The sequence below is a fragment of the Lysinibacillus sp. COL-1 genome (assembly GCF_059814265.1).
This window is the reverse complement of record NZ_JCAWSJ010000002.1, coordinates 400,935-426,646: the sequence shown is the minus strand read 5'-3', so window position 1 is coordinate 426,646 and position 25,712 is coordinate 400,935. Positions and strand designations below refer to the sequence as shown.

25 protein-coding genes, 1 tRNA gene, 1 other RNA gene and 1 other annotated feature are annotated in these 25,712 nt (G+C 37.4%); of the genes, 6 read left to right on the top strand and 21 right to left on the bottom strand.

From position 1 onward, the window contains the following. Positions 1-229: 229 nt before the first annotated feature. The 6 genes from AC6BKE_RS02615 to ffs form a co-directional block, all read right to left on the bottom strand. Entirely contained in the window at positions 230-502 is a 273-nt protein-coding gene (locus AC6BKE_RS02615; RefSeq protein WP_036122146.1) for a pro-sigmaK processing inhibitor BofA family protein, read from the bottom strand. Positions 503-578: 76 nt separating this feature from the next. Beyond that, positions 579-794: a YaaL family protein gene (locus tag AC6BKE_RS02610; protein WP_036122143.1), complete on the bottom strand. Its 216-nt coding sequence runs from the start codon at positions 792-794 to the stop codon at positions 579-581. A 13-nt stretch (positions 795-807) separates the two neighbouring features. Next, positions 808-1,404, bottom strand: a complete 597-nt coding sequence (gene recR / locus AC6BKE_RS02605) for a recombination mediator RecR (protein ID WP_036122141.1) — start codon at positions 1,402-1,404, stop codon at positions 808-810. Positions 1,405-1,415: 11 nt separating this feature from the next. After that, positions 1,416-1,730: a YbaB/EbfC family nucleoid-associated protein gene (locus AC6BKE_RS02600; protein ID WP_036122138.1), complete on the bottom strand. Its 315-nt coding sequence runs from the start codon at positions 1,728-1,730 to the stop codon at positions 1,416-1,418. Between the two features lie 21 nt (positions 1,731-1,751). Next, positions 1,752-3,536 (bottom strand): DNA polymerase III subunit gamma/tau, encoded by a 1,785-nt coding sequence (dnaX, locus tag AC6BKE_RS02595; RefSeq protein WP_342504294.1) that lies wholly within the window; start codon positions 3,534-3,536, stop codon positions 1,752-1,754. Positions 3,537-3,679: 143 nt separating this feature from the next. Next, positions 3,680-3,947, bottom strand: an RNA gene (gene ffs / locus AC6BKE_RS02590) — signal recognition particle sRNA large type. A 168-nt stretch (positions 3,948-4,115) separates the two neighbouring features. Here ffs and AC6BKE_RS02585 point away from each other — a divergent pair. From AC6BKE_RS02585 to AC6BKE_RS02570, 4 genes are all read left to right on the top strand, one after another. Continuing rightward, a tRNA-Ser gene (locus AC6BKE_RS02585) sits at positions 4,116-4,208 on the top strand. 128 nt (positions 4,209-4,336) lie between these two features. Next, positions 4,337-5,596, top strand: a complete 1,260-nt coding sequence (locus AC6BKE_RS02580) for a sensor histidine kinase (RefSeq protein WP_051891648.1) — start codon at positions 4,337-4,339, stop codon at positions 5,594-5,596. Further along, complete coding sequence (locus AC6BKE_RS02575) at positions 5,597-6,475, top strand: response regulator (protein ID WP_036122124.1); 879 nt, start codon at positions 5,597-5,599, stop codon at positions 6,473-6,475. It abuts the gene before it with no gap. Positions 6,476-6,567: 92 nt separating this feature from the next. Further along, positions 6,568-7,842 carry a cation:dicarboxylate symporter family transporter gene (locus AC6BKE_RS02570; protein ID WP_036122120.1) on the top strand — a complete coding sequence of 425 codons (1,275 nt, stop codon included), beginning with the start codon at positions 6,568-6,570 and terminating at the stop codon, positions 7,840-7,842. Positions 7,843-7,887: 45 nt separating this feature from the next. Here AC6BKE_RS02570 and AC6BKE_RS02565 read toward each other — a convergent pair whose 3' ends face one another. The 10 genes from AC6BKE_RS02565 to AC6BKE_RS02520 form a co-directional block, all read right to left on the bottom strand. Then, positions 7,888-8,508 (bottom strand): RraA family protein, encoded by a 621-nt coding sequence (locus AC6BKE_RS02565; RefSeq protein WP_058843212.1) that lies wholly within the window; start codon positions 8,506-8,508, stop codon positions 7,888-7,890. 190 nt (positions 8,509-8,698) lie between these two features. Then, on the bottom strand, positions 8,699-9,607 hold the full coding sequence (locus tag AC6BKE_RS02560; protein ID WP_036122113.1) for a methyl-accepting chemotaxis protein: 909 nt from the start codon (positions 9,605-9,607) through the stop codon (positions 8,699-8,701). Positions 9,608-9,688: 81 nt separating this feature from the next. Beyond that, positions 9,689-10,216 (bottom strand): LOG family protein, encoded by a 528-nt coding sequence (locus AC6BKE_RS02555; RefSeq protein ID WP_058843213.1) that lies wholly within the window; start codon positions 10,214-10,216, stop codon positions 9,689-9,691. 84 nt (positions 10,217-10,300) lie between these two features. Next, on the bottom strand, positions 10,301-10,969 hold the full coding sequence (locus AC6BKE_RS02550) for a deoxynucleoside kinase (protein WP_036122086.1): 669 nt from the start codon (positions 10,967-10,969) through the stop codon (positions 10,301-10,303). Beyond that, positions 10,969-11,604, bottom strand: coding sequence for a deoxynucleoside kinase (locus AC6BKE_RS02545; RefSeq protein ID WP_036122083.1), 636 nt, complete (start codon positions 11,602-11,604; stop codon positions 10,969-10,971). The genes AC6BKE_RS02550 and AC6BKE_RS02545 overlap by 1 nt, the downstream gene beginning before the upstream one ends. A 215-nt stretch (positions 11,605-11,819) precedes the next feature. Beyond that, a complete protein-coding gene (locus AC6BKE_RS02540) occupies positions 11,820-14,231 on the bottom strand; it encodes a heavy metal translocating P-type ATPase (protein ID WP_499855772.1) in 2,412 nt (803 codons plus the stop codon). An 81-nt stretch (positions 14,232-14,312) separates the two neighbouring features. After that, positions 14,313-14,519 (bottom strand): copper chaperone CopZ, encoded by a 207-nt coding sequence (gene copZ / locus AC6BKE_RS02535; protein ID WP_058843215.1) that lies wholly within the window; start codon positions 14,517-14,519, stop codon positions 14,313-14,315. Positions 14,520-14,551: 32 nt separating this feature from the next. Next, on the bottom strand, positions 14,552-14,884 hold the full coding sequence (locus AC6BKE_RS02530; RefSeq protein WP_036122075.1) for a metal-sensitive transcriptional regulator: 333 nt from the start codon (positions 14,882-14,884) through the stop codon (positions 14,552-14,554). A gap of 68 nt (positions 14,885-14,952) precedes the next feature. Then, a complete protein-coding gene (locus tag AC6BKE_RS02525; protein WP_499855770.1) occupies positions 14,953-15,900 on the bottom strand; it encodes a cation diffusion facilitator family transporter in 948 nt (315 codons plus the stop codon). A gap of 19 nt (positions 15,901-15,919) precedes the next feature. Next, positions 15,920-16,255, bottom strand: a complete 336-nt coding sequence (locus AC6BKE_RS02520; RefSeq protein WP_089934908.1) for an ArsR/SmtB family transcription factor — start codon at positions 16,253-16,255, stop codon at positions 15,920-15,922. A gap of 234 nt (positions 16,256-16,489) precedes the next feature. On the opposite strand from AC6BKE_RS02520, the gene tadA reads away from it, so the two are divergent. Beyond that, positions 16,490-17,005, top strand: coding sequence for a tRNA adenosine(34) deaminase TadA (gene tadA / locus AC6BKE_RS02515; RefSeq protein ID WP_499855769.1), 516 nt, complete (start codon positions 16,490-16,492; stop codon positions 17,003-17,005). 790 nt (positions 17,006-17,795) lie between these two features. Here tadA and serS read toward each other — a convergent pair. The 3 genes from serS to pdxS all read right to left on the bottom strand — a co-directional run bounded on the left by serS (position 17,796) and on the right by pdxS (position 20,867). Then, a complete protein-coding gene (gene serS / locus AC6BKE_RS02510; protein WP_058843222.1) occupies positions 17,796-19,076 on the bottom strand; it encodes a serine--tRNA ligase in 1,281 nt (426 codons plus the stop codon). 76 nt (positions 19,077-19,152) lie between these two features. Beyond that, positions 19,153-19,368 (bottom strand) — a binding site (T-box leader). A 49-nt stretch (positions 19,369-19,417) separates the two neighbouring features. Beyond that, positions 19,418-19,981, bottom strand: a complete 564-nt coding sequence (pdxT, locus tag AC6BKE_RS02505; RefSeq protein WP_036122068.1) for a pyridoxal 5'-phosphate synthase glutaminase subunit PdxT — start codon at positions 19,979-19,981, stop codon at positions 19,418-19,420. 1 nt (position 19,982) lies between these two features. Next, positions 19,983-20,867: a pyridoxal 5'-phosphate synthase lyase subunit PdxS gene (pdxS, locus tag AC6BKE_RS02500; protein WP_058843219.1), complete on the bottom strand. Its 885-nt coding sequence runs from the start codon at positions 20,865-20,867 to the stop codon at positions 19,983-19,985. A 102-nt stretch (positions 20,868-20,969) separates the two neighbouring features. Between pdxS and pdxR the strand changes: the two genes are divergently transcribed. Next, on the top strand, positions 20,970-22,391 hold the full coding sequence (gene pdxR, locus AC6BKE_RS02495; protein WP_340809637.1) for a MocR-like pyridoxine biosynthesis transcription factor PdxR: 1,422 nt from the start codon (positions 20,970-20,972) through the stop codon (positions 22,389-22,391). 18 nt (positions 22,392-22,409) lie between these two features. Here pdxR and asnB read toward each other — a convergent pair whose 3' ends face one another. Further along, the gene (asnB, locus tag AC6BKE_RS02490; RefSeq protein ID WP_101966300.1) at positions 22,410-24,245 is read right to left on the bottom strand and encodes an asparagine synthase (glutamine-hydrolyzing); all 1,836 of its coding nucleotides are present in this window, start codon (positions 24,243-24,245) and stop codon (positions 22,410-22,412) included. 100 nt (positions 24,246-24,345) lie between these two features. Beyond that, on the bottom strand, positions 24,346-25,677 hold the full coding sequence (locus AC6BKE_RS02485; protein WP_080717062.1) for a D-alanyl-D-alanine carboxypeptidase family protein: 1,332 nt from the start codon (positions 25,675-25,677) through the stop codon (positions 24,346-24,348). Positions 25,678-25,712 lie beyond the last annotated feature (35 nt).

Here is a 25,712-nt window from a genome sequence, read left to right as displayed (position 1 = left end):
ATTTTGTTTCGTTCACTAACAGAAGTTAGTTACTGAAAACTTTATTGATTACGTTTTGCTTGTTCAGTTTTCAAGGTTCATTTCGTTAACTGCTGTTTTAGCAGCAACTCTTATATAATACCATGTCGTATATAATGTGTCAACATAAATTTTTAATTTATTTTCGTTTCAATCAGTTATATTAGCGACTTTTATAACTATATCATATTCTTTTCATATTGCAAGCTTTTTATAAAAAAAATATTAAAGCTGTTATTCCTAATACACCCGGAATACCTAAGACGGCAATAGTTAAGACTGAAAATAGATTGATGGGTACATTATATCCTATATAACCAATACCTAAATGGATTATAAATAATAATAGAAAAGCAAATGCAAATCTAAACCAAAACACCGATAACCCTTCTAAAATCTTACCTAGTTTAGCATGTCTTATTATTACATAAAGAAAAAGAAGCCCTACAGGAATACTAATACTCATAATTACTAACCAAGACAATATGGTTGCCCCCTCAATTAAATAATTATGAAAGTTTATGTTTCCTGTATCGCTTCTATGAATATTTAAATAAGAACTATTTTATTAATACCTTGCGAATTCTAGCTTCCTTAAATAAATAGAAATGAATACTTTCTGCTGTTTTGCGTTGAGCAATTACCCCGAGATCATAGTCATCCATTAATTCTTCTATTATCTTCGCCTGCTGTAAATCCTCTTTTGTTTCTTTTATAAGATTCACAAGCCTATCATCGAATTCTTTTTTTAACTTTCCTTTACTACGGAAGAACATATTAATCCCTCACTCATAATTCGCGTCGGCCTTCCATTGCCTTAGATAGCGTAACCTCATCTGCGTATTCTAAATCTCCCCCTACTGGCAATCCATGCGCAATACGAGTCGTACGAATCCCTGAAGGTTTGACAAGGCGAGATATGTACATAGCTGTTGCCTCACCTTCAATTGTTGAATTCGTAGCTAAAATAAGCTCTTGTACACTTTCATCTTGCAAACGCACTAACAAGGAAGCAACATTAATATCCTCTGGACCGATACCATCCATTGGAGAAATTGCACCTTGAAGTACATGATACATGCCGTTGTAGTCACGCATTTTTTCCATTGCAATAACATCCTTTGTATCTTGCACAACACAAATAATAGAATGATCTCGCTGCTTGTCTGCACAAATGTGACATGGGTCTACATCTGTTATATTGCCACAGACAGAACAGTAACTCAGGTTTCGTTTAGCATCAATCAATGCTTTAGAGAAAGATAATACATCGTCTTCTTTCATAGATAACACAAAAAACGCCAGACGAGCCGCGGTTTTCGGCCCGATACCTGGCAATTTCATAAAACTATCGATCAATTTAGATATTGGTTCTGGGTAGTACATATGATTACCTCCTAGAATGGAAGGTTTAAGCCTTGAGTGAATTTACCCATCGTTGAGTTTGTTTTTTCTTCTACCTTTTTCAACGCTTCGTTTGTTGCAATAACAATTAGGTCTTGTAACATTTCGATGTCTTCTGGGTCTACTACAGCTTCATCTAGATTTACTGACACTACTTCACGCTGACCAGAAACTGTTACTTTTACCATGCCGCCGCCTGCAACACCTTCAAATTGCTCAGCATTTAAAGCCTCTTGAGCCTCCATCATTTCCTTTTGCATTTTTTGCATCTTTTTCATCATACCTTGCATATTTCCCATTCCACGCATAAATGTCTTCCTCCTAAAAATTTAATCTTCAATAATTTCAACAAAATCTTTACCAAAGAGCTTTTCAGCCTCTGTCACAAGTGGATCTTGTGAAGCAAGAGGTTGGGCATCATCGATAAATGGTTCATCTGGCATTTCTGCCGGTGGTGGCTCTAATAATTCTTCTCCATGCTCTGAGACAGCCTGTGATTTCTTTTGCTGTAGACTGTGATCACGGATAAACTCTTCACGCATTTTCAACCAAGATTCTTCTGGTATACATAGCATCTCGTACATTGTACCAGTTTGCCCAGCAATTAATTGTGTAAAGTGAGCCTTTAAAGATTGGTTATCGGCAACCATCTGACAATGAATATCATACTTGAATTTTAACACAAAAGCACTCGAAGATGCCGCAACAGGTTCAGCCTCTGCTAAAAGAGCCGATTGAGATTTTTGCATTTGATTTAATGCTTGTGCCCAAACTGACTTGATACGTTGCACATCTTGCTTTGTAGCATCTTTCAACACTTCCTGAATACGACCAGTGGGTGCTTTATAGCCATTCGGGTTTTTAGCACGAGGTCTTTGCTCTTTTTGCGTTGACGTCATTTGCACAGGAGTTCCTGTTTGCAGTTGCAAGGATAATTGTTGAATCATCTGCTCAAGCGCTACCACCTTTTGCGTGAGTTCTGAGCTTTGTACAGTTTCGTTCATAGCCACCGTTTGATGCGCTAACCCTCCCGAAAATTGTGCCATTTTAAGCAATGCTGTTTCTAAGTAAATTTTCGTATGGTGAGAGAAACGCATCTCCTGCTGTACTTTTGCGAGTATATCAATATAGCCATAAAGCATATCTGGAGCAAATTCGTGTGCTAAAGTAAATACACGCTCCTCAGGGGACACTAACTCTAAAAGTTCAGCTAAATCATCACTTGTTTGAAGTAATAGTAAATCGCGGAAAAAAGTAATTAAATCTTCTGAAAGGCGCAAGGGATCCTTGCCATCAGCTATAAGTTGCTCTAAAAGAGCTAGCATTTGAGCAACATCTTTTACTTTCAATGCTTCAGCTAAGTCATAAAAAACATCCTGACTAATTGAACCTGTAACTAATAATGTGTCCTCAAGCTTTAATTTTTCCCCACTAAATGACACAACTTGGTCTAGCAAACTTAAAGCATCACGCATTCCTCCTGCGGCTGATTGTGCGATCACCTTTAAACCTTGTTCTTCATATGGTAAATCAATATCTTCTAGGACGACCTTCATACGTTCAATAATATCATTGGTAGAAAGTCGCTTAAAATCAAAGCGCTGACAACGAGAAATAATCGTTGCAGGCAATTTGTGAGGCTCTGTCGTTGCTAAAATAAATACAGCATGAGGAGGTGGCTCTTCCAAAGTTTTTAAAAGAGCGTTAAAGGCACTTGTAGAAAGCATATGCACTTCGTCTATGATGTACACCTTATATCTACTGCTTGCAGGAGCAAAGCGAACCTTTTCTATAATATCCCTAATCTCTTCAACACGTGAATTCGAAGCCGCGTCAAATTCAATGACATCAGGATGGGAGCCATCCGTAATACTTATGCATGTAGCGCATTCATTACACGGTTCTTTCGATGGTGCATGTTCACAATTTAAAGCCTTCGCAAAGATTTTGGCTGTACTTGTTTTCCCTGTACCACGCGGCCCAGAAAATAAGTAAGCATGCGTTGTTTTATTTGCTAGGAGAGCATTTTGTAGCGTTCTTTTGACATGTGCTTGGCCAGACATTTCTCGAAAAGATTGCGGTCGATACACACGATAAAATGCTTGATACGTCACTGATTTCCTCTCTCCTTCTCCATTTAATTGAATAGTTATATTATAGCATTTGCCTTCTTATATAGAAAATGAAGTTACTAAATTTAAAAATAAAAAAGCACCCGCCTTATAGTAGACGGATGCTTTGAATTGGCAAGTTAATGCCGTGCACCTTTCCTTGACAGCCGCACATAAGCGTTACTCTTGTCGTTAGCTCGGATTAGGCAACCCCGCGGCACATGGATAAGACCACTTAATGCTGCTTCCTTCCGGACCTGACATGGTTCATGGGTATCCATTGCGCAGGACCCAATCGTCAACACTACGTGCAAAAGGCAGACCAAACAATACGGACAGCCTCGAAAAAGGAATTCAGTCTCGCTAGAGCGGATTGCGAGTTACAGGACACCGCTACCTTCCCACCTAGCACGGCAATAACTAGTATACTGACAGTTTGTATAAATTGCAACTTAATGCACAAATTATTTATTTCCAAGCCCTGAATAAACTACTTAAATTTTTTTCAAAAAAAATATTGACGAGTGTTTCTAGTTATGATAAATTTATTTTTGTCGATAAGACAGCAGAGCAATATAACATGGAGGTATACCCAAGTCTGGCTGAAGGGATCGGTCTTGAAAACCGACAGGCGGGTAACACCGCGCGGGGGTTCGAATCCCTCTACCTCCTCCATTTTTAAAATTTCCGACTACAATTGTAGCCGTTTTTTTTTTGCCAAAATTGTATGTATTACTTGTTAGATACCACTTCCGCCTCGGTTGTGGTATTTTTTATTATATGAATGATGGGAGGTTGTAATATTGCAATCGAAATTATCTATGACACGTGCTTCCCTTACTTGGATTTTCATTATTGCTGTCCTGACCGCAATTGGTAGTGAAATTAAAATTATGCCATTTGCTAATACAACATTCCGTTTTGGTTTAGGTACGATCATCTTCTTTTTATGCACACTACTTAAACCTACACCGATTATTTTAGCTGGTATTGCAACAAGTATAGTGACAACAATTTTTCGTGTTATTAATTCCACGTTACACAACGTTCCAATTTCTGAGAGTCTATTTAACCATTTACCAGCCGCGTTATTTTATGTATTGTTTGCAGTGTGCCTACAAATTTTAGATATTCAACAATATAGAGAAAAACCTTTAAAACTTGGTTTACTCGTCGCCTTTAGTGAGGTCATTAGTAATTTAGCAGAACAAATTTTTCGATTTTTTGTCCAAAATTATACTTTTTTATTTCTTCATGACCTTCTGATCCTATTAGCCGTAGCTATATTACGTAGTTTTTTTGTAGTAGGTATTTATAGCTCCATTTTGATTGCTGAGCAAAAAAAACGAGTACAAGAAATGCTCAATATCGGTTCTGACCTCTATGTTGAGACCCTATACTTAAAAAAATCAATGAACCATATTGAAACTATTACAGCCAGCGGTTATGAATTATATCGACAGTTAAAAGTGCTAGGTTATCGAGCTGAAAGTTTACAGGCACTTCATATTGCCCAGGAAATCCATGAAGTGAAGAAAGATTCTCAACGTATATATGCTGGTATTTCGAAGATTGTGGGCGAAAGAAGCTTCGGCCCTTTCGTATTATCTGAATTATTGCATTATATTGAAGAAGGCAATAGGAAATACGCTGAATTACTTGGGAAGGATATACAATTTAATACATGTATAGACTTCGATTTTCAAACAAAGGAACATATTGCACTCCTTGCTCTTTTAAATAACTTATCTGCCAATGCTGTTGAGGCTATTGAAGAACAAGGTATCATTTCTATTGCTATTGGGCGCCAAGAAGATAATACTGTAATAACAGTATGTGATAATGGGCAAGGAATTTCACAAGCAGATATTTCTGTTATCTTTGAACCTGGATACACAACCAAGTTCAATATTGATGGTGTAGCGGCAACTGGCATTGGGCTTTCACACGTTGCTGAATTAGTAGAAAAATTAAAAGGCTCAATAACCGTTGATTCAGACGATCAATATACAACGTTTAAAATCATAATTCCTACGCAAACTATTCAAACGGGAGAGACTTAAATGAGGTATTTTATTGTAGACGATGATCGTGCAAGTCGTGTTATGTTAAAACAAATTATTGAAGATAGCGGGCTAGGTACAGTTATTGGTGAGGCACGTAATGGTGAGGATGCCATACCACAGATTTTAATGACGCAGCCAGAATTTGTGTTAATTGATTTACTGATGCCCAAGCTCGATGGTATAGCAACAGTTGAGCAACTTATGCAAAATCGTTTTGAGGGACAATTTATTATGATTTCACAAGTTGTGAATAAGGAAATGGTTGGTGAGGCCTATGAACAAGGAATTGATTTCTTCATTCATAAACCAATCAACCGTATCGAAGTAGAAAATGTTTTGAAAAAAACAACTGAACAATTTCGACTTAAAAATTCACTGTTAGTTATACGTCAATCACTTACAAACATTGAATTAACTGAACAAAAGGCTCATAAAGCAACATCACGAGATCATATTCAATCTATTTTAAATGATATGGGCATTGTCGGTGAAATTGGTAGTGAGGATATAATTGCCATTATAGAAACATTACTTGCTCATCAGCATAAGATTGCACCTCTTCCTCCATTAAAAGAGCTGTATGAAGAAATTGCAGCTGTGACAAAGGCTACACCCGATGACATATTAAAGGAAAGTAAAGCCATTGAACAGCGTGTGCGCCGAACAATATTAGCTGCAATGATTAATCTTGCTAATTTAGGGGTTGTTGATTATACAAACTCTGAATTCGAGTACTATGCCCCACGCTACTTTGATTTTAAAGAGATTCGCCAGCTCATGACACAAATTGAAGACCACGATAATCGTAAAGCAAAGGTTAATATTAAGAAGTTTATTCAAGTTTTATATTCAGACATTTTAACAAAAGTAAATTAATTTTCTCGGATTTTGTCGGATTCCGTAAGTCCTCTGTATTATTAAAGTAAGGCGTGTCCTGAAAATTTAATACTAGGGGAGGTACAAAGGATTTGAAAAAGAAATTTAAAATCAGTTTAGCCGCTCAAATTTTAATCGGTTTGATTTTAGGGATCATTATTGGTGGTATCTTTTACGGAAACCCCAAAATTGAGACATATTTACAACCATTAGGGGATATATTTTTACATCTAATTAAGATGATTGTTGTACCGATTATAATTTCGACTTTAATCGTTGGTGTTGCTGGTACTGGAGATATGAAGCAACTTGGACGATTAGGCGGGAAATCTATTATTTACTTTGAAATTATTACAACTGTTGCCATCGTAGTTGGATTACTTTCTGCGAACATTTTCCAACCTGGTGCAGGTATAAATATGAATGAACTATCTCAAGGTGATATTTCAAAGTATGTATCAACAACTGAAGAAGTACAGCATGAGGGGCCATTTGATATCATTGTAGGCATTGTCCCAACAAATATCATTCAGTCAATGGCTGAAGGTGATATGCTTGCGATTATCTTCTTCTCAGTTCTTTTTGGTTTAGGGGTTGCTGCAGTTGGTGATCGAGGAAAACCAGTCTTAGACTTCTTCCAAGGGGTAGCAGATGCTATGTTCTGGGTAACAAACCTCGTAATGAAATTCGCTCCACTTGGGGTATTTGGTTTAATTGGTGTAACCGTTTCCAAATATGGGTTTGCCTCCCTGGTTCCACTTGCCAAATTGGCCATTCTTGTATATGCAACAATGCTATTCTTTATCTTTGTCGTTCTTGGCCTTGTGGCAAAATTCGCAGGAATTAGCATCTTCTATTTAATTAAAGTATTAAAAGATGAACTAATTTTAGCGTTCTCTACAGCAAGTTCTGAAGCTGTATTACCACGTGTTATGATGAAAATGGAGAAATTAGGTGCGCCAAAGGATATTGTTTCCTTTGTTATACCAACTGGTTACTCCTTTAACTTAGATGGATCAACACTCTACCAAGCCATTGCAGCATTATTTATTGCTCAAATGTACGGTATTCACCTAAGCATTGGTGAACAAATTACGTTAATGCTTGTACTAATGGTTACATCTAAAGGGATTGCAGGTGTTCCAGGAGTATCATTCGTAGTACTTCTAGCAACTTTAGGTACTGTCGGTATTCCACTTGAAGGACTAGCATTTATCGCTGGTATTGACCGTATTCTTGATATGGGACGTACAGTTGTTAACGTAATTGGTAACTCATTAGCGTCATTAGTAATGGCAAAATGGGAAGGTCGTTTCGATCGCGAAAAGATGAAAAATTACTTTAATGATAATGAAAATCTAGCGTAAGTTAAAAAAATCCTCACGATGTTGGATGGCATCGTGAGGGTTTTTTTATTTTGCTAATATTTTATCTAAATAAGCTATAATGGATTCTTTTCCATTGACATGTGCTTCCTGTGCACGCTTTTCATCTTTTTCGAGTTTGGCTTCTGCTGCTGCTACAATTTTTTCAGCCTCTTGCTGTGGCACGACAATCACACCGTCTACATCCCCAATTATATAATCACCAGGGAGAACTGTTACTCCCCCTATGGCAATGGGCACATTTACTTGACCACCACCATTTTTATTGCCTGCAGCTACGGTAGTACCTAACGAGAATATAGGGAAATTTAGCTCCCGAATTGCTTCAATATCACGGATTACGCCATCTACAACAAAACCTTGTACACCAATGCCCTTTGCTAAGGAAATCACAAAATCTCCAGCTACCGCTCTATTCGTATTTCCTTTTGCATCAATTACTAAAATATCCCCTTCATTCGCTGCTCTAATTGCTTCCAATACTGCCCCGTTTTCACCATCTGGTAAACGTACAGTCACAGCTCGCCCTGCAATTTTAAAATGATCTGCTAACGGCTTGATATCACTACGCAAATTGGTATGCCCACCTGTCGCATCTGATATAGCTGTAGTTGGTAGATGCTGAAAGCTTACTTCCACTTTTGTCATACATAACACCCCTATTATGATTGATGAAAGCCTTACACTATTATTGTAAATAAAAAATATAGACTATTTCAATATATATCGAAAACAAGTGGAAAAAATGACAACAGTATTTCACCATTATTTTTTATGAAATATGTGTATTGATATTAAAATGGCATCATCTATTTAAAGGATAGTGCCATGTTTAAGATTAAATAATTTCGATAAACTGCTTGGATTGTTCATCTAATGCTTCAGCAGCAGATGCAATTTCACTAAAATCATTTGTAGTGACGGTAATTTGTTCATTCGTTTTATCCGCTTTTTCAGCTATCCTTGTAATACTGTCTGTCACCTGACTAATTTCTCGTTCAATCCCTTCAACATTATCTTTCACTTCTGAAATGGATTGCTCAACTCTTACAGAAAGCTTTCGAACCTCTTTGGCTACTACATCAAAACCTCTACCATATTCGCCAGCTCTAGCTGCTTCAATGGCCGCATTTAAAGCCAATAAATTAGTTTGTGAGGCAATCTCTTGAATCGTTTTGACAATGCCTTTTATAGAATCCGCTTGTTTTTGAAGCTGTGCAAGATTACTTACATTTTCATTTGATTCCTGTGACACTACTTGAATGGTTTCCAGTAGGTCCTGGCTATTTTGAATACCAGCTTCTGAACGCTGATAAAGCTCTTTAGACATACTCTTTAATTTGTCGGCTACGCTCATTATCTCATTTTGACGTTCAGTAATATTAGCAGCTATTTTAGAAACACCTATTACTTTTCTTGTATTATTTGCGAAAACAGGCATATATGTCGCTTCCAACCAAATTCTTTGACCGTTAGCATCGATTCGCTCAACTTTATCCTGATAGCTATTTCCAGCTGTTAGATTACGCCAAAATTTATCGTACTCGCTACTATTCGTAAAATCAGGCAAGCAAAGTTCTTTATGGTGCTTTCCTAACATCTCCTGTACGGTATAACCTAATGTTTGAGCAAATAGCTCATTGACGTATGCTACTCTTCTGTCCATATTAAAGCGGATAATTGCTATATTACGTTCAATGGCTTGTACTACTAAATCATCGGTTACTTGAGCATCTACACTGTGCATATACAACACCTCATTTATTTCTATTTTTTACTTAAAATATAATTATTTAACTTTTATCTTACATAAAAAACATGGGAATGCTCACCCATGTTTTTTTAATAAACGTAAAACACCTTTCGAAGTCGTTGCCACATGAAAGAGCGCCTTTTGTTCTGCACGTATAAAGTCTTCCTCTAACATTATTTTAAAATGCTTCAAAATTGCATTATAGAATCCATTTACATTATATAAAATGACAGGTTTTTCATGCAGTCCAATCTGTGCCCAAGTAAATACCTCAAAATATTCATCTAAAGTTCCTGCGCCACCAGGAAGAGCAATAAAGGCATCGGCTAACTCTGCCATTTTAGCCTTACGAATATGCATAGAGTCTACAAAATGAATCTCTGTTAATGAGGCATGTGCCAATTCTCTCTTCTGTAAATGAGTGGGCATCACACCAATTACTTCTCCACCCGCTGCTAAAACAGCATCGGCTACCTTCCCCATTAACCCTGTTTTAGAACCACCATAAACCACACCATGACCGCTGTTAGCTAGTGCTGTACCTAGCTCCGCCGCCTTCTCAGCATAAATAGGATTTTTACCTAAACCAGATCCGCAATACACTGCAATTCTTATAGTAATCCCTCCTATTCAAAAAACGTGCAACAATCAGCTATATATTGTCCCACGTTTTTTGGTCATTTACTTTTACTTTCGTAAATGGCTTGTTTGTTTTAGCATATGACTGATGCGGCTCACAATTGATTCAATGGCATCAGGATTTTTTAATAAATCATAATCGTTAATATCTAAACGAAGAACTGGACAGGAATTAAAGTTATTAATCCAGTTTTCGTAGCGTTCATGCATTTCTACCCAATAATCATTCGGTGTCTGTTGCTCCATGGCACGTCCACGCTCTTGAATACGACCAATAACTGCATCAATTGGTCCTTCAAGATAGACAAGCAAATCTGGATGCGGGAAATAGGGTGTCATCACCATCGCATCAAACAAATTTGTATATGTTTCATAATCTGTCGGACTCATTGTTCCTTTATCATAGTGCATCTTAGCAAAAATCCCAGTATCTTCGTAAATGGATCGATCTTGTACAAATCCTCCGCCATATTCAAAAATACGCTTCTGTTCTTTAAATCGCTCTGCTAAAAAGTAAACCTGTAAATGAAAGCTCCATTTTTCAAAGTCATCATAAAATTTATCAAGGTATGGATTCGTATCTACTTTCTCGAATGATGTACGAAAGTTTAGTGCCTCTGCCAACGCCTTTGTCATCGTTGATTTTCCTACACCAACAGTTCCTGCAATAGTGATGACTGTTTGTGGTGGAATATCATACTTCTCTCTTAAATTCATTATTGCAAACTCCTTTGTTGTAACGTATCTTTAATTATTTTTAAAACATGTTCTAAATCATTTGGATTTTTTACAAAATCAAGCTGATCTCCATTAAATCGAATAACTGGAATTTCAGGATGCATGTTCTCAAAATGCTGGATAAAGGAATGATAATCAGCCACAAGCTGCTCCATGTAATCTCGTGAAATCATCTTTTCAAATTCTCGACCACGCATGGCGATACGCTTCATTAATGTTTCAACGCTGGCATGTAAATAAACCACTACATTTGGAACAGGCATATCCTTCGTTAAAATTCTATAGATTTCCTCGTACTTGTCGTACTCAGTTGGCGCCAATGTACGTTTCGCAAATATTAAATTTTTAAAAATATGATAGTCTGCTACAACCGGTTTGGCATGCGCTAATCGAAATTTTTTAATATCCGTTAATTGCTTATAGCGATTACAAAGGAAGAACATTTCCGTTTGGAAACTCCACTCCTCAATGTTTTCATAAAACTTATTTAAAAAAGGGTTTTCGTCTACAATTTCTTTTAATAGATGGTAATTAAATGTCGCTGCTATCTCTTTTGATAAAGAGGTTTTACCAACACCAATCGGACCTTCTACCGTAACAAATGGAACCGTCACCAGAAGTTCCTCCTTTTTGTTCGATGGATTATCACGTTGTGCCCTACTTTGGCACCTCATTCATTAAATAAATCAGTACTTTTCATTCTATCATAGTAGGAAAATGAAAAACAGAATCAACCTATTGATTGTTCTAGTAAATTTCTCTGCGCGATTTTTCTCTAATTCATAGAAAAAAGACATCGAGAATATACTTCCCAATGCCCTTACAATTCTTATAATTTCACTCGCTGTAATCGTAGTGCATTCAATACTACCGATACCGAACTGAAAGCCATTGCCGCCCCTGCCACCCACGGAGCAAGTAGACCGATTGCAGCAATAGGAATACCTAATGTATTGTAGGCAAATGCCCAAAATAGATTTTGTTTAATATTACGCATTGTTTTTCGACTCATTAGAATGGCATCTGCGATACTATTTAAGTCACCACGAATTAGCGTAATGTCTGCCGCTTCCATCGCAACGTCTGTTCCTGTACCGATTGCCATACCAATATTTGCGGTTGCCAGTGCAGGTGCATCATTAATACCGTCACCTACCATCGCTACTTTTTTCCCTTGAGCTTGAAGCTTTTTCACTTCATCTGCTTTGCCTTCAGGTAATACTTCAGCAATTACATGATTTACGCCTACCTCTGTTCCTATGGCTTGAGCAGTCCGTTCATTATCACCAGTCATCATGATGACCGTAATGCCCATATCCTGTAAACGATGAATAGCCTCTTTTGATGTATCTTTCACTGTATCAGCGACCGCTACTAAGCCTGCATATCGACCATTAATGGCAGCAAGCATCGCTGTTTTGCCGTTGCGTTCTAGTTGCTCCATGGTTGGTAATATATCATCAATATAAATTCCATATTGTTGCATTAATTTACGTGTACCAATGACAATACCTTGACCTGAGACAGTTGCCTGCACACCATAACCAGGTATTGCTTCGAAGAATCGAACTTCACCTAAAGCGATACCACGATCTTCTATACCGTGTACAATGGCTTCTGCTAGAGGGTGCTCTGATTGTTTCTCAGCTGCCCCAATTAAAGATAAAAAGCGTACTTCATCCTGCTCTGATGCTAATAAAACATCTGTAAGCTCAGGTTTACCATGTGTCACTGTACCGGTTTTATCTACAACTACTGTATCAATACTTTGTGTTTGTTCTAAATGTTCTCCACCTTTAAATAAAATACCAAATTCAGCTGCACGTCCTGAGCCTGCCATTATTGACGTTGGCGTTGCTAATCCAAGAGCACATGGACAAGCAATGACAAGTACTGCAATTAAAACCTCTAAAGCAGGTGTAAATTCACCAGGTCGAACCCATATAATCCAAATTAAAAATGTGACAATTGCAATGCCAACAACGATTGGTACAAAAATTCCTGAAATTCGATCTGCCAAACGTTGAATCGGTGCTTTTGATCCTTGAGCATCTTCTACCACTTTTATGATTTGCGCTAATGCTGTATCACGACCAACCTTTGTCGCTATCATTTTAATAAAACCATTTTTATTAAACGTAGAACCAAATAATGGATCGCCTTGTTTTTTATCAACTGGTAGACTTTCCCCTGTTAACATTGATTCGTCAACGGCTGTTATTCCCTCAATTACCTCGCCATCAACTGGAATCTTTTCCCCTGGTTTCACTAACATTACATCGCCAATGATCACTTCTTCTAAAGGAATCTCTTTTTCTACACCATCACGTACAACAATAGCGGTTTTGGCTTGAAGTCCCATTAGTTTTTTTATGGCTTCAGATGAGCGTCCTTTTGCTTTTGCTTCAAATAATTTACCTAATAAAATTAATGTAATTAAAACTGCACTCGTTTCAAAATAAAGATGTGGACCATGATGTGATCCTATCGTCACAATTGCTTGATAGACACTATAGAAATAAGCTGCTGATGTCCCCATGACCACAAGTACATCCATATTTGCACTGCCATTGCGTAATGCTTTATAGGCACCTACATAAAATTGCTTACCGATAATAAATTGCACAGGAGTAGCCAATAGCATTTGGACCCATGGATTCATAAGGAATTCTGGCACATATAAAAATGACGTAAAGGAAAAATGGCCGACCATCGTCCAAAGCAATGGTAAAGAAAGAATAGCCGAAAAAATAAATTTCCGTTGTTGCTGTTTAATGGCTTTTTCACGGTAATCCACTGTTTCCTGCTCATCTGCCTTTTGATGAGCACCATAGCCTAACTTCTCTACCTTTGCAATGATATCTGCCATGGACACTTCTGATGGATTAAACTCAATCACCGCTTTTTCCAGTGCTAGGTTAACATTGGCAGAAGAAATACCACTTAGCTTATTTAACCCTTTTTCAATGCGAGTCGCACAAGCTGCACATGTCATACCCGTAATATCAAGCTCAGTCTTTTGTTTAACAACACCATAACCTAGTGCTTCTATTTTCTTTTCAAAATCTTCTTCAGTTAGCTTTTTTGAGTCATACTTAATAGATGATTTTTCTAGCGCTAAATTAACCGTCGCTTGTTCTACCCCATCCATTTTATTTAAGCCTTTTTCTATACGAGTGGCACAGGCTGCACACGTCATGCCTGTAATTTGCAAATTCGCTTCTTTTATATCAGAACTCATTTACCTTTCACCTCTCCTTATACCAACAGGGGGTATATAATTTTGAAAATAAGAGAGTGCTACAGGAGCACTCTGCAACTACTATTTTACATCATAGCCTTGATCATCAATTGTCTCTTTAATTTGATCAATGGATACCTGTGCATCATCAAATGCAACATCAACTAAACCATCTGCTAAATTAACTTTTACTTGTTCAACACCAGCTAAAGCACCAACATTTTTTTCAACTGCACTTACACAATGACCACATGACATTCCTTGTACATTTAACGTTACGTTTTGCATAATAAAATCTCTCCTTTTAATATGGTTTATATTTATTTTTTCATTAACTTTTGAATCGTTACTACTAACTCATCTAAAACCGCTTCATCGCCCTCTGATAAACGATCTACAACACAACCCTTTAAGTGACCTTCTAATAATATTTTTGCCACACTATTCAATGCGGACTGTGTAGCAGATAGTTGCGTAATAATATCATCACAGTAAACGTCTTTATCAATCATTCCTTTAATGCCGCGAATTTGGCCTTCAATACGATTTAAGCGCGTTGTTAAATCCTTTTTCACACGCTCAGGGTGATGACTTTTTCGACAAGACGTAGCTCCCTCTGTATGACAAACATCATCTTTTACTGTGTCTTCCATTCTACCCCTCCTATCTCAACTTCATAATACTATACCCAAGAAGGGTATGCAAACGATAAAAATTTTTTCTATTCATGATGATGCTCATGATCATTTTTAAATTGGCATAAAATTGTATTTTCATGTTGATGTGATGCCGTTTCTAATTGAATGGTTACATGCTTAATACCCTTATGCTCAAGATTATGTTCAATTTTTCGTAGAATATGCTCACCATCAGCTATTTTTAACTGTTCATTGACAACCGCATGACAGGACAATGCATTCGTTCCACTAGTAATTGTCCAGATGTGTAGATCATGGATACTTTTTATTCCATCCGTCTGTTCTATTAGTTGAATAATCTCCTGAACATCTACATTTGAAGGTGTTCCTTCCATTAAGACATGGATTGAAGCCTTTGTGACATAGTAGCCACTTCTTACTACTAATAAAGCAACAATTACGCTCGCAAGTGGATCTGCCCAGCCCCAGCCAAAAAACATAATTAATAAAGCCGCAACAATTGCCCCTACAGACCCTAGCATATCGCTAAGTACATGTAAAAAAGCGCCACGCATATTTAAATTATCTTTTGTGTCACTGCCACGCAGCATAATCCAAGCCACTAAAATATTAATGAACAAACCAATCGTACTAATAATAAGCATTCCTGAAGTAGCTACTTCAGGCGGATTGGCAAAGCGTTTAAACGCTTCATAGAAAATAAATAATGCTATCCCTATTAATGTAATACCATTTAATACAGCAGCTAAAATTTCAAATCGTTTATAACCATACGTTTTACTATAGCTAGCCGCCTTTTCTCCAAACATAAAGGCTAACATCGCAATACCTAAAGAGATAGAGTCACTTAACATATGACCTGCGTCTGATAAAAGAGCTAAGCTATTCGTTAAAAAACCACCAATTGCCTCTACTATCATATAGCCTGTAATAATAATAAACGACAGTAATAACACCTTTTTATTTGCACCATGTGTATGATCATGACCGTGATCGTGTTGATGTCCCATTTGTATTCCTCCATTTCATTTAATTATGTGTCGCATGCTCAATAGCTTGCTTCAATAAATTCATAATGTGATCGTCATCCTTAGAATAATACAAGGTTGTTCCCTCTCTTCGAAATTTCACTAAGCGTAAATTTTTTAAAAAACGTAATTGATGAGAAACAGTCGATTGGCCTAAATCTAAAATTTCAGCAATGTCGTTGACTGAATGTTCATCTGTACATAGTAAGTTTAAAATGCGAATTCGAGTCGGATCACTCAATGCCTTAAAGGTTTGAGATACTACAAATAATGTCTCTTCATCTAAATGCTGAATTGCAATTTTTTGTGTTTTTGAACTTTTTAATGTTTCATCCATAAAAGTTTACCCCATTCTTAAATATTTATATATGAGCATGTGTTCATGTATAAATATATAGGGTTATTTTAGGAATGTCAATAATCAACTATACCGAAGCCTAGTTGCATTCAGATTTAGCTTTGTGCTTACACAAAGCGTTCCTTTCTGATTCCTTGACACCCGCTGAAAGAAAGTTAAAAGTAGCAATTACCAATTAAGCAGGATAAACTACTTTATAAGGAGAGATTTTTAGTGGATATTTTTGAAACAGATCGTCAATTTATGAAACAAGCATTAGAAGAAGCCAAAAAAGCAGCTATACTTGGGGAAGTGCCTATAGGTGCTGTACTTGTTTATAATGGGGAAATTATTGCAAAAGCTCATAATTTACGAGAAACAACACAAAATGCAACAACACATGCTGAGCTAATGGTTATTCAAGAGGCTTGTAAAAAAATCGGCAGCTGGCGTCTCGAAAAAACAACACTCTATGTTACGCTTGAACCTTGCCCAATGTGCGCAGGTGCAATTTTGCAATCTCGTGTACCACGTGTTGTCTATGGTGCAAGAGATATCAAAGCAGGCTGTGTAGATTCACTCTATCGTTTATTAAACGATGCACGCTTTAACCATGAATGTGAAGTATCTGAAGGAATCTTAGCAGATGAATGTGGACAAATCTTAACCGATTTTTTTAAAGCTTTACGAGAGCGTAAAAAAGCTGAGAAAAAAGCACGTATAGCTTCGGAAAATGAGACTATCAATTAAAGAAGGTGCCTCCTAATGAGACACCTTCTTTTTTATCCTCAGAGTAATAGCAATATATATGAACTGTGTCGTAGCAGCAACAGCATCTTCATAGGTAATGAACATTAAGGTTAAATAGTTAATCGTCTGAAAACACATTCACCTTCGATATAACTTTGCTTGTAAAGATACATCTGGTGGTCAATGAGTAACGTTCCACCATTAGCTTCCTGTAACTGTCCTTTTCTTTCTTCATTTACTTAGTATAGCATCCACTTTCATTATGAAGAACTTGTGCTATAAAATCTTTCTCTGTTCTAGTTCCCCTGTTAATAAAATCGAAGCATTTTTCTTTGCGCTAAGACTGGCCTTTTCAAGTTGAGACTTCATTTCAGTGTTAGTCGTAATGAAACTTTCTAGACGATAAGCCGTATGATTATCTCAAGATAGTTTATGTCCCAGGAAATTATCTAAGTATTTTAATTGCTTACTTTCATAAAAATGCTTTGAGAATTCAATTACCTCCATAGCTTTCCATTGCTCCATAATGGGATAAGTTTAGCGATAAATAATTAAAACCATCTAATGTTGTAAGCTGTTGCCCATAGGTTAAAACGGATTTCCCTGATTGCATGACTTCAAAAACGGTACTTGTTTCAGGTGTTAAGCCACTTTCTAATTAATATATTTAAATTTGCTAGATTATAAAAAATTACAAAACCTTTCATGGGAGATTTCAATTTTGGAAAAGCAAAAAAGCTATTTTAGATTCTCCCCTAAAGGATGGTCTAAAATAGCCTTTATTTGTTTTTTATTTTGGTGCGATTACGTCTTTACCACCCATATAAGGTCTTAAAACTTCAGGAATCACTACGCTTCCATCAGCTTGTTGATAGTTTTCCAGGATAGCCGCAACTGTACGACCAATGGCAAGACCTGAACCATTTAATGTGTGAACATACTCTGGTTTTGCATTTGGTTCACGACGGAAGCGGATATTTGCACGTCGTGCTTGGAAATCCTCAAAGTTAGAACAAGAAGAAATTTCACGGTACATGTTTTGTGCTGGAATCCACACTTCTAAATCATATTTCTTCGCTGCAGTAAAGCCTAAATCGGCTGTACACATTTTTAGTTTACGATATGGTAATCCTAATAATTGCAGTACTCTTTCAGCATGACCTGTTAATAGCTCTAACTGTTCGTATGATTCCTCTGGTTTTACAAAACGAACTAGTTCTACTTTATTGAATTGGTGTTGACGGATTAAACCACGTGTATCACGTCCTGCAGAACCTGCCTCTGAGCGGAAGCATGCACTGTACGCAGCAAAACCTTGTGGTAAAGCCTCAGCTGGTAATATTTCATCACGATAGAAGTTCGTTACTGGAACCTCTGCTGTTGGAATCATGAAATAATCAGTTTCTTCTAATTTGAATACATCTTCCTCGAATTTTGGAAGCTGTCCAGTACCTGTTAAGCTATCACGATTTACAATGACAGGTGGTAGCATTTCCTCATAGCCATGCTCTTCTGCATGTAAATCCATCATGAACGTCATTAATGCACGTTCTAAACGAGCTCCAAGACCACGGTAGAATAAGAAACGGCTACCTGTTACTTTTGCGCCACGTTCAAAATCCACAATTTTCAAATCTGTCGCTAGATCCCAGTGTGCTTTAATATCAAAATCAAATGCTGGAATTTCACCCCAAGTATATTCCTCAACATTGTCGTCCTCTGTTGTGCCTACTGGTACAGATTCATGAGGAATGTTTGGTAAACGCATCATCATATCTTTAAAGCGCTCTTCTACATCATTTAATTGATTGTCTAATTCTTTAATTTCATCGCCTACCTGACGCATACGAGCAATGACTTCATCTGCGTTTTCCTTATTGCGCTTCATAAGTGAAATTTGTTCAGATACTTTATTACGTTCTGCTTTTAATTCTTCCGTTTTAGCAATTAATTCACGACGCTTTGCATCTAAGCCTTCAAAGTCATCTAAGTTACCTAAATCTTCATTACGTGTTAATAGCATTTCTTTAATTTCCGCGAAATTATCGCGTACACGTTTAATATCTAACATATTCATACCTCCAATAGTTTCTTTAATGATGGGAAATTGTTGCATCAAAATAAACACAAAAAAGCCCTCATCCCTGGAAAGGGACGAGAGCTACCCGCGTTGCCACCCTAATTGACTAGGCGTATGCCTAATCCACTTATTTTATAACGGCATTTCAGCCGGCTACAGCCTACTTCACTCACTTCGACTGTGCAACTCCAGGACGGATTCACAAGTGCTTTTATCAGCTTCCACCAACCGCTGACTCTCTAAAAAAAACGTGCTTGCTACTACTTCCCATCATCGTGTTCAATTATTTAAATTTTAACCATACTGTACTATATGAAAACAAATTTTGCAAGTCATACCATAGAGGAGACAAAATATTCAAGAATTCGCTTATCTGCTGTTAATTCAGGATGAAACGAACAACCTAATAAATGACCATCTTGCGCCAAAATTATTTTTCCGTCATGCTGAGCGAGAACATCAACATCTTTACCTACCGCTTCAATATGAGGTGCACGAATAAAAACTGCTGGAATACGTGCACCTATTTTAGGAATATCCAGTTGAACTTCGAAGCTATCTATCTGACGTCCAAATGAATTTCTTGCTACCGTCACATCCATAACTGCTAAATGCGGTTCGTCATCCACTAATTGATTGGCTAATAAAATTAATCCTGCGCATGTCCCAAATACCGGTAAACCTTGCTGTGCAAGTTCACGGATTGGCTCTAGTAGGTCAAAACGGTCCAGCAATTTTCGCATTGTCGTACTTTCCCCACCAGGTAGTACAAGTCCATCGAGATTCACTAAATCCTTCTTCTGTTTTACTAAAATCGCTTCACAATCAAGCCCTTCTAACATTTGGACATGCTCACGGACTGCTCCTTGTAATGCTAAAACACCAATTCGTTTCATTTTACCAGCCTCGCTCTTGCATACGCTCGTTTTGCCCAAGCTGTGCAATATCAATACCCTTCATTGGTACACCGAGCTCTTTAGATATTTCAGCAATTAGCTTATAGTCTTTATAGTGGGTAGTCGCCTCCACAATAGCACGTGCAAATTTTTCTGGATTTTCGGATTTGAAAATACCAGAGCCCACGAAAACGCCATCAGCTCCAAGCTCCATCATTAATGCAGCATCGGCTGGCGTAGCAACACCACCTGCCGCAAAATTTACTACTGGTAAACGACCAAGACGTTTAATTTCTCTTAATAATTCGAAAGGAGCCCCCAGTAATTTTGCCTCCGTCATTAATTCATCTTCTGTCATACCCACTACTTTACGTACCTGAGCATTTACTTTGCGAATATGTCGAACTGCCTCCACTATATTCCCTGTTCCTGGTTCACCTTTTGTTCGTAGCATTGACGCGCCTTCTCCGATACGACGGGCTGCTTCACCTAAATCACGACAGCCGCACACAAACGGTACTGTGTAATCACTTTTTAATAAATGGTATTCTTCATCTGCTGGTGTTAAAACTTCACTTTCATCAATATAATCAACCCCCATTGCCTCTAAAACGCGTGCTTCAACGATATGCCCTATACGTGCCTTTGCCATAACAGGAATGGTTACAGCCGCCATTACTTCCTCCACAATACGAGGATCAGCCATACGTGCAACGCCACCTGCCTTACGAATATCTGAAGGTACCCTTTCTAATGCCATAACGGCTACAGCGCCTGCTGCTTCTGCTATTTTTGCTTGCTCTGCATTAATGACGTCCATAATAACGCCGCCCTTTTGCATTTCTGCCATTCCACGTTTTACTAACTCTGTACCTGTTTGTTTCATTTTCTAACCTCCACCTTTATGATGAAGTTTAGTATAATAGAAATTGACCATATAAAAATATCCAGTTTTTAAAATAATCATAAGGTCAGGAGGTTATACAACATGGATATGCTTTTATTTCAGCTTGAAAGAGATAGTAATAAACCGCTTTATGATCAGCTTTATAACGGTATTAAGGATGCTATTATTTCCAAGAAAATAATGGTAGGAGAAAAATTACCGTCAAAAAGAAAATTATCCGATTTTTTAAATATTTCTCAAACAACAATTGAAATTGCTTATGCACAGCTATTAGCTGAAGGTTATATTATGTCTAAATCACGGGTTGGCTACTTTGTTGAAGAAATAGATGAACTACCCTACATTCAGCAAGACAATGTAACCTCCGTCAATGAGCATCCTAAGAAAAAAACATACAAAATTGATTTTAATCCTGGTTCTATTGATATCGATGCCTTTCCGTTTCAAACATGGAGAAAGTATGCGAAAGAGCTTTTTGACGATACCTCAAAAGAATTATTATTAACAGGTGAACCTCAAGGTGAACTTTCTTTACGTACAGAGATTGCAAATTATCTATATCAATCACGCGGTGTTGTCTGTCATCCAAAGCAAATCGTAATTGGCTCTGGTACTGAACAGCTTCTGCCTATGATCCTACGTCTTTTTAACGACGATACCTGCTTTGCCCTAGAAAACCCAGGGTACCCAGCCGTGCATCGTATGTTTTCGCAGCATAAGCGAAAAGTCTATCCGATTGCAGTGGATGAAGAGGGAATTATTATTCATGAGCTTGAAAAAACGAGCGCTAATGTCGTTTATATTACACCCTCACACCAATTTCCTACCGGTGCGGTATTATCTGCCACTAGACGGGCACAAGCTTTAAACTGGGCTGCTCAGAGCTCCTCACGTTATATTATTGAAGATGATTATGATTCGGAATTTCGTTATGCTGGAAAACCAATTCCTGCACTACATGCCTTAGATCGAAATGATACAGTGATTTACATGAGTACTTTTACAAAGTCATTAATGCCATCCTTGCGAGTAGCTTATTTTGTACTTCCACCTAAACTACTTGCCACATATAACGATGTCTTTAATTATTATTCATCTACTGTACCTCGCTTCGATCAGCATATCGTGGCAAATTTTATGCGAGACGGGCATTTTGCAAAGCACCTCAATCGAATGCGTAAAGTTTATCGAAAAAAACATGATAAGCTAACCTCCTTTTTAGAAAAATATTCTTCAGCGATTAAAATAACTGGTGAACAAGCTGGAATGCATATTTTATTAGAAGTACAGCACATTTTATCAGAAAAACAATTACAGCAACTTGCTTCTCAAGCGGAGATTGGTATTTATCCGTTATCTGCTTATAGACTAGACCATTATGAATCTTCACATGCTCAATTTTTACTTGGCTTTGGTGGAATACCTGTTCAAACAATTGAACAATCCATTGAACAGCTGATGGATTGTTGGGAAATAGAAAAAAATGACCCGTCTACTAGTTAGTAGATAGGTCATTTTCTTTTACGTTTCAATCAATTGAATCTGATAGTGTTCAAACCATGTATGAATTTGCCCTAAATATGCTAAAAGCTGAGGCCCTGCCATTAATTGCCCATACCATGGAATTTTAAAAGAGCTACCTCCCGATTCAATTAACTCTGCAAGCTTTTGTCGTTCAAATAGTTCATGTAAAATTGAATTTTTATCGTGAAGGATTTCTCTCAACCATTTTTGAACACCTGCTGTATAAACAGGGTGGTACGTTTTAGGATAAGGATTCTTTTTACGATACAACACTTCATCAGGTAATAAGTGTGCCATCGATTTTCGAAGTAATCCTTTTTCTATTCCATCCAAATTCTTCATTTCCCACGGAATATTCCAAGCATATTCCACAAGCCTATGATCTGCAAAAGGAACACGCACCTCTAAACTTGCCCCCATGCTCATACGATCTTTTCTTTCTAACAATGTTTGCATGAACCAGAGCATATTTAAATAAAACATTTCTCGATGTCTTGCTTCTGCCGGACTTTCTCCATCTAACAACGGTACTTCAGCCATTGTTTGTGTGTAGAGTTGATGTGCATAGGACTCAATTTTTAATTTTTTATCCCACTTCTCTTGAAGTAATCCACCTCTTTCAGACAATGAACGAATCCAAGGAAAACCTGAAGTTTTTTCTTGAAACCATGGGTATCCACCAAAAATTTCATCTGCACACTCTCCTGATAATGCTACAGTAAAATCTTTTTTTATTTCTCGACAAAACCATAATAACGATGAGTCGACATCTGCCATTCCAGGAGAATCCCGGACGATCACTGACTCTACTAATAAATCAATTAACTGCTGTTGCGTGATTTCCTCTGCATGATGTGTTGTCTGGAAAGTATCCGTCATTTTTTGAATCCAATACGTATCCGTTGATGTTTGGAAAGCATGTGGATTAAAGAAACGTTCATTATCTTCGTAATCGATAGAAAATGTATGCAATTTATGATTTTGTTGTTGAAATCTATTTGCTGCAATACCGGTAATGATACTGGAATCAAGTCCACCTGAAAGAAATGTACAAATAGGTACATCTGAAATAAGCTGACGTTCAATCGCATCCGTCAATAAAAAACGAACATGCTCAGTAGTTTCCTCTAATGTTTCTTCATGCCTTTGGCTTTGTAGCTGCCAATATGGCCACTTTTTCAAGCCTTCTCTGGAAAACCGCATAGCATATCCCGGTCTTAATTCCTCGATATTTTGAAAAAGTGTCTTGCCTGGTGCTCTAGAGGGCCCTACAGCCATCATACTTGCCAATCCTTCCACATTTACACTTGCTTGAACCATGGGATGTGCCAACAAGGCCTTCACTTCAGATGCAAAAAGCACACCGCCTTGTTGCTCTGTATAATACAAAGGTTTCACACCTAATCGATCTCGGCATAAAAATAGTGATTGTGTTTGCTCATCCCAAACACCGAAGGCAAAAATGCCATTTAAAAAATCTACACATTTTTCTTTCCATTCAATATAGGCAGTTAATAACACTTCCGTATCTGAATGTGTTGTAAAGCTGTGGCCTCTTTTTAAAAGTTCTTTACGTAACTCTTCCGTATTATAAAGTTCGCCATTGTATGTAATGACATAGTTTACGCCATCATGTATTTTTTTCATTGGCTGTTTGCCGCCAATTAGATCGATAACTGCCAATCGTCGATGGCCAAATGCAATATGCTCACTACACCAAATATTTTCATCATCCGGCCCTCTTTTATTTAATGTTTGTGTCATCGATTTTAAAATTGTGTCACTTGTTCTTAAATCCCTTTGAAAACTAGCCCATCCTGTAATTCCACACATTTAGCCACATCCTTTCGCCTATTAGCTTATGCAGGACTATGCTAAAATGTGAAAAAGCACATGAATGCTTTATAACATTCATGTGCTTATTAACTATAGATTAAAATAGTCCCCCAACAAAGTCTGTAATGCCTCCCCATAAATTGCCGAAGAAGTTACCTATACCTTGGAAGAACAATGAAATACCGCTAGCACGCTCTACAGCCTCTGTTGTGACAACATCGGATGAAATATCCTTGCCATCGATAAAGCCGTAATCAGTGCCTTCTGTGCGCTCAATAACGACCTTTCCTACAACAGTGTCTTTCTTAACATCTGCCTCTAAACTCTTTTTATCTAAAACCAATGTAGGTTTATATAAATCTTTATCAGAAGACTTAATCATAAATGAAATTGGTTCTTTTACTGCAATCGCTACTTTGTCTTCTTTACCTTTTGTCACTTTTACCGTTTTTTGATCTTTGAATGTATAGTTCGCTGGTAAAATTTCTTGTTTAGAGAATTGTGAAAAACCATAATTAAATAATTTTGCTGTGGCATCAAAGCGAGCTGCATATGATCCTTGTCCATTTGCATCAACAGCTTTCATAACCACCGCAATCAAACGAGTACCATTGCGCTCTGCAGTACCTGTGAAGCAGTGACCTGCAAAGTTTGTTGTACCTGTTTTTAATCCATCTACCCCTTGATATTCATACACTAATCCAGGTAACATAAAGTTCCAGTTAGACATTTCAATGGCATCATCTGTGCCTTCACGGAACGTTTTCTTTGTAATTTGAGATGTTTCTAAAACCTTCGGGTGGTCTTTTAATAGATGATACGCCAATTTAGCTACAGATTTAGCAGGCATTACATTTTCGTCTTCTGGACCTGTACCTGATGGATGCATACCAAATAAATCAGCGTTATTAAGACCCGTAGAATTGACAAATTTATAGCCCTCTAAGCCAAGTTCCTCTGCTTTTTTATTCATTAACTTTAAAAATTCAGTCTCAGAACCCGCAATCGTTTCGGCAATAGCTACGGTTGCCGCATTTGCCGAATAAATGGCCATGGCTTCGTATAACTCACGGATCGTGTAAGAGCCATCTCTACGTAAAGGTACATTACTTAATGCACGATTTTGAGACATACGATACGTATAATCTGTTACTTGATATTCCTGTTCCCACTTAACTGTCCCTGCATCAATCGCGTCCAGTAACAGGTATTCAGTCATCATTTTCGTCATACTTGCAATACCTAGTGAAGTATCTGCGTTTTGTTCATATAAAATTTTCCCTGAATCTGCGTCAATTAAAATCGCAGCATCCACTGTTAATCCCAAATCTGTTTCCGCATTTGCCTTTGCAGGAATACCCGCAAAAATACTAAATAATAAAACAGGGATTAGGAGTAAACGTAATACGGTGTTCATTTTCTTTTTCACCTTTAAAGCCCTCCAAAAAAATAATCTTGTCCTCG

What these genes read in the sequence shown, in the direction of transcription:
- AC6BKE_RS02610 (WP_036122143.1), bottom strand. Translation starts at nt 794, where the DNA reads ATGTTCTTCCGTAGTAAAGGAAAGTTAAAAAAAGAATTCGATGATAGG.
- recR (WP_036122141.1), bottom strand. Translation starts at nt 1,404, where the DNA reads ATGTACTACCCAGAACCAATATCTAAATTGATCGATAGTTTTATGAAA.
- AC6BKE_RS02600 (WP_036122138.1), bottom strand. Translation starts at nt 1,730, where the DNA reads ATGCGTGGAATGGGAAATATGCAAGGTATGATGAAAAAGATGCAAAAA.
- AC6BKE_RS02575 (WP_036122124.1), top strand. Translation starts at nt 5,597, where the DNA reads ATGAGGTATTTTATTGTAGACGATGATCGTGCAAGTCGTGTTATGTTA.
- AC6BKE_RS02565 (WP_058843212.1), bottom strand. Translation starts at nt 8,508, where the DNA reads ATGACAAAAGTGGAAGTAAGCTTTCAGCATCTACCAACTACAGCTATA.
- AC6BKE_RS02560 (WP_036122113.1), bottom strand. Translation starts at nt 9,607, where the DNA reads ATGCACAGTGTAGATGCTCAAGTAACCGATGATTTAGTAGTACAAGCC.
- AC6BKE_RS02550 (WP_036122086.1), bottom strand. Translation starts at nt 10,969, where the DNA reads ATGAATTTAAGAGAGAAGTATGATATTCCACCACAAACAGTCATCACT.
- AC6BKE_RS02540 (WP_499855772.1), bottom strand. Translation starts at nt 14,231, where the DNA reads ATGAGTTCTGATATAAAAGAAGCGAATTTGCAAATTACAGGCATGACG.
- copZ (WP_058843215.1), bottom strand. Translation starts at nt 14,519, where the DNA reads ATGCAAAACGTAACGTTAAATGTACAAGGAATGTCATGTGGTCATTGT.
- AC6BKE_RS02530 (WP_036122075.1), bottom strand. Translation starts at nt 14,884, where the DNA reads ATGGAAGACACAGTAAAAGATGATGTTTGTCATACAGAGGGAGCTACG.
- AC6BKE_RS02525 (WP_499855770.1), bottom strand. Translation starts at nt 15,900, where the DNA reads ATGGGACATCAACACGATCACGGTCATGATCATACACATGGTGCAAAT.
- AC6BKE_RS02520 (WP_089934908.1), bottom strand. Translation starts at nt 16,255, where the DNA reads ATGGATGAAACATTAAAAAGTTCAAAAACACAAAAAATTGCAATTCAG.
- serS (WP_058843222.1), bottom strand. Translation starts at nt 19,076, where the DNA reads ATGTTAGATATTAAACGTGTACGCGATAATTTCGCGGAAATTAAAGAA.
- pdxT (WP_036122068.1), bottom strand. Translation starts at nt 19,981, where the DNA reads ATGAAACGAATTGGTGTTTTAGCATTACAAGGAGCAGTCCGTGAGCAT.
- pdxS (WP_058843219.1), bottom strand. Translation starts at nt 20,867, where the DNA reads ATGAAACAAACAGGTACAGAGTTAGTAAAACGTGGAATGGCAGAAATG.
- pdxR (WP_340809637.1), top strand. Translation starts at nt 20,970, where the DNA reads ATGGATATGCTTTTATTTCAGCTTGAAAGAGATAGTAATAAACCGCTT.
- asnB (WP_101966300.1), bottom strand. Translation starts at nt 24,245, where the DNA reads ATGTGTGGAATTACAGGATGGGCTAGTTTTCAAAGGGATTTAAGAACA.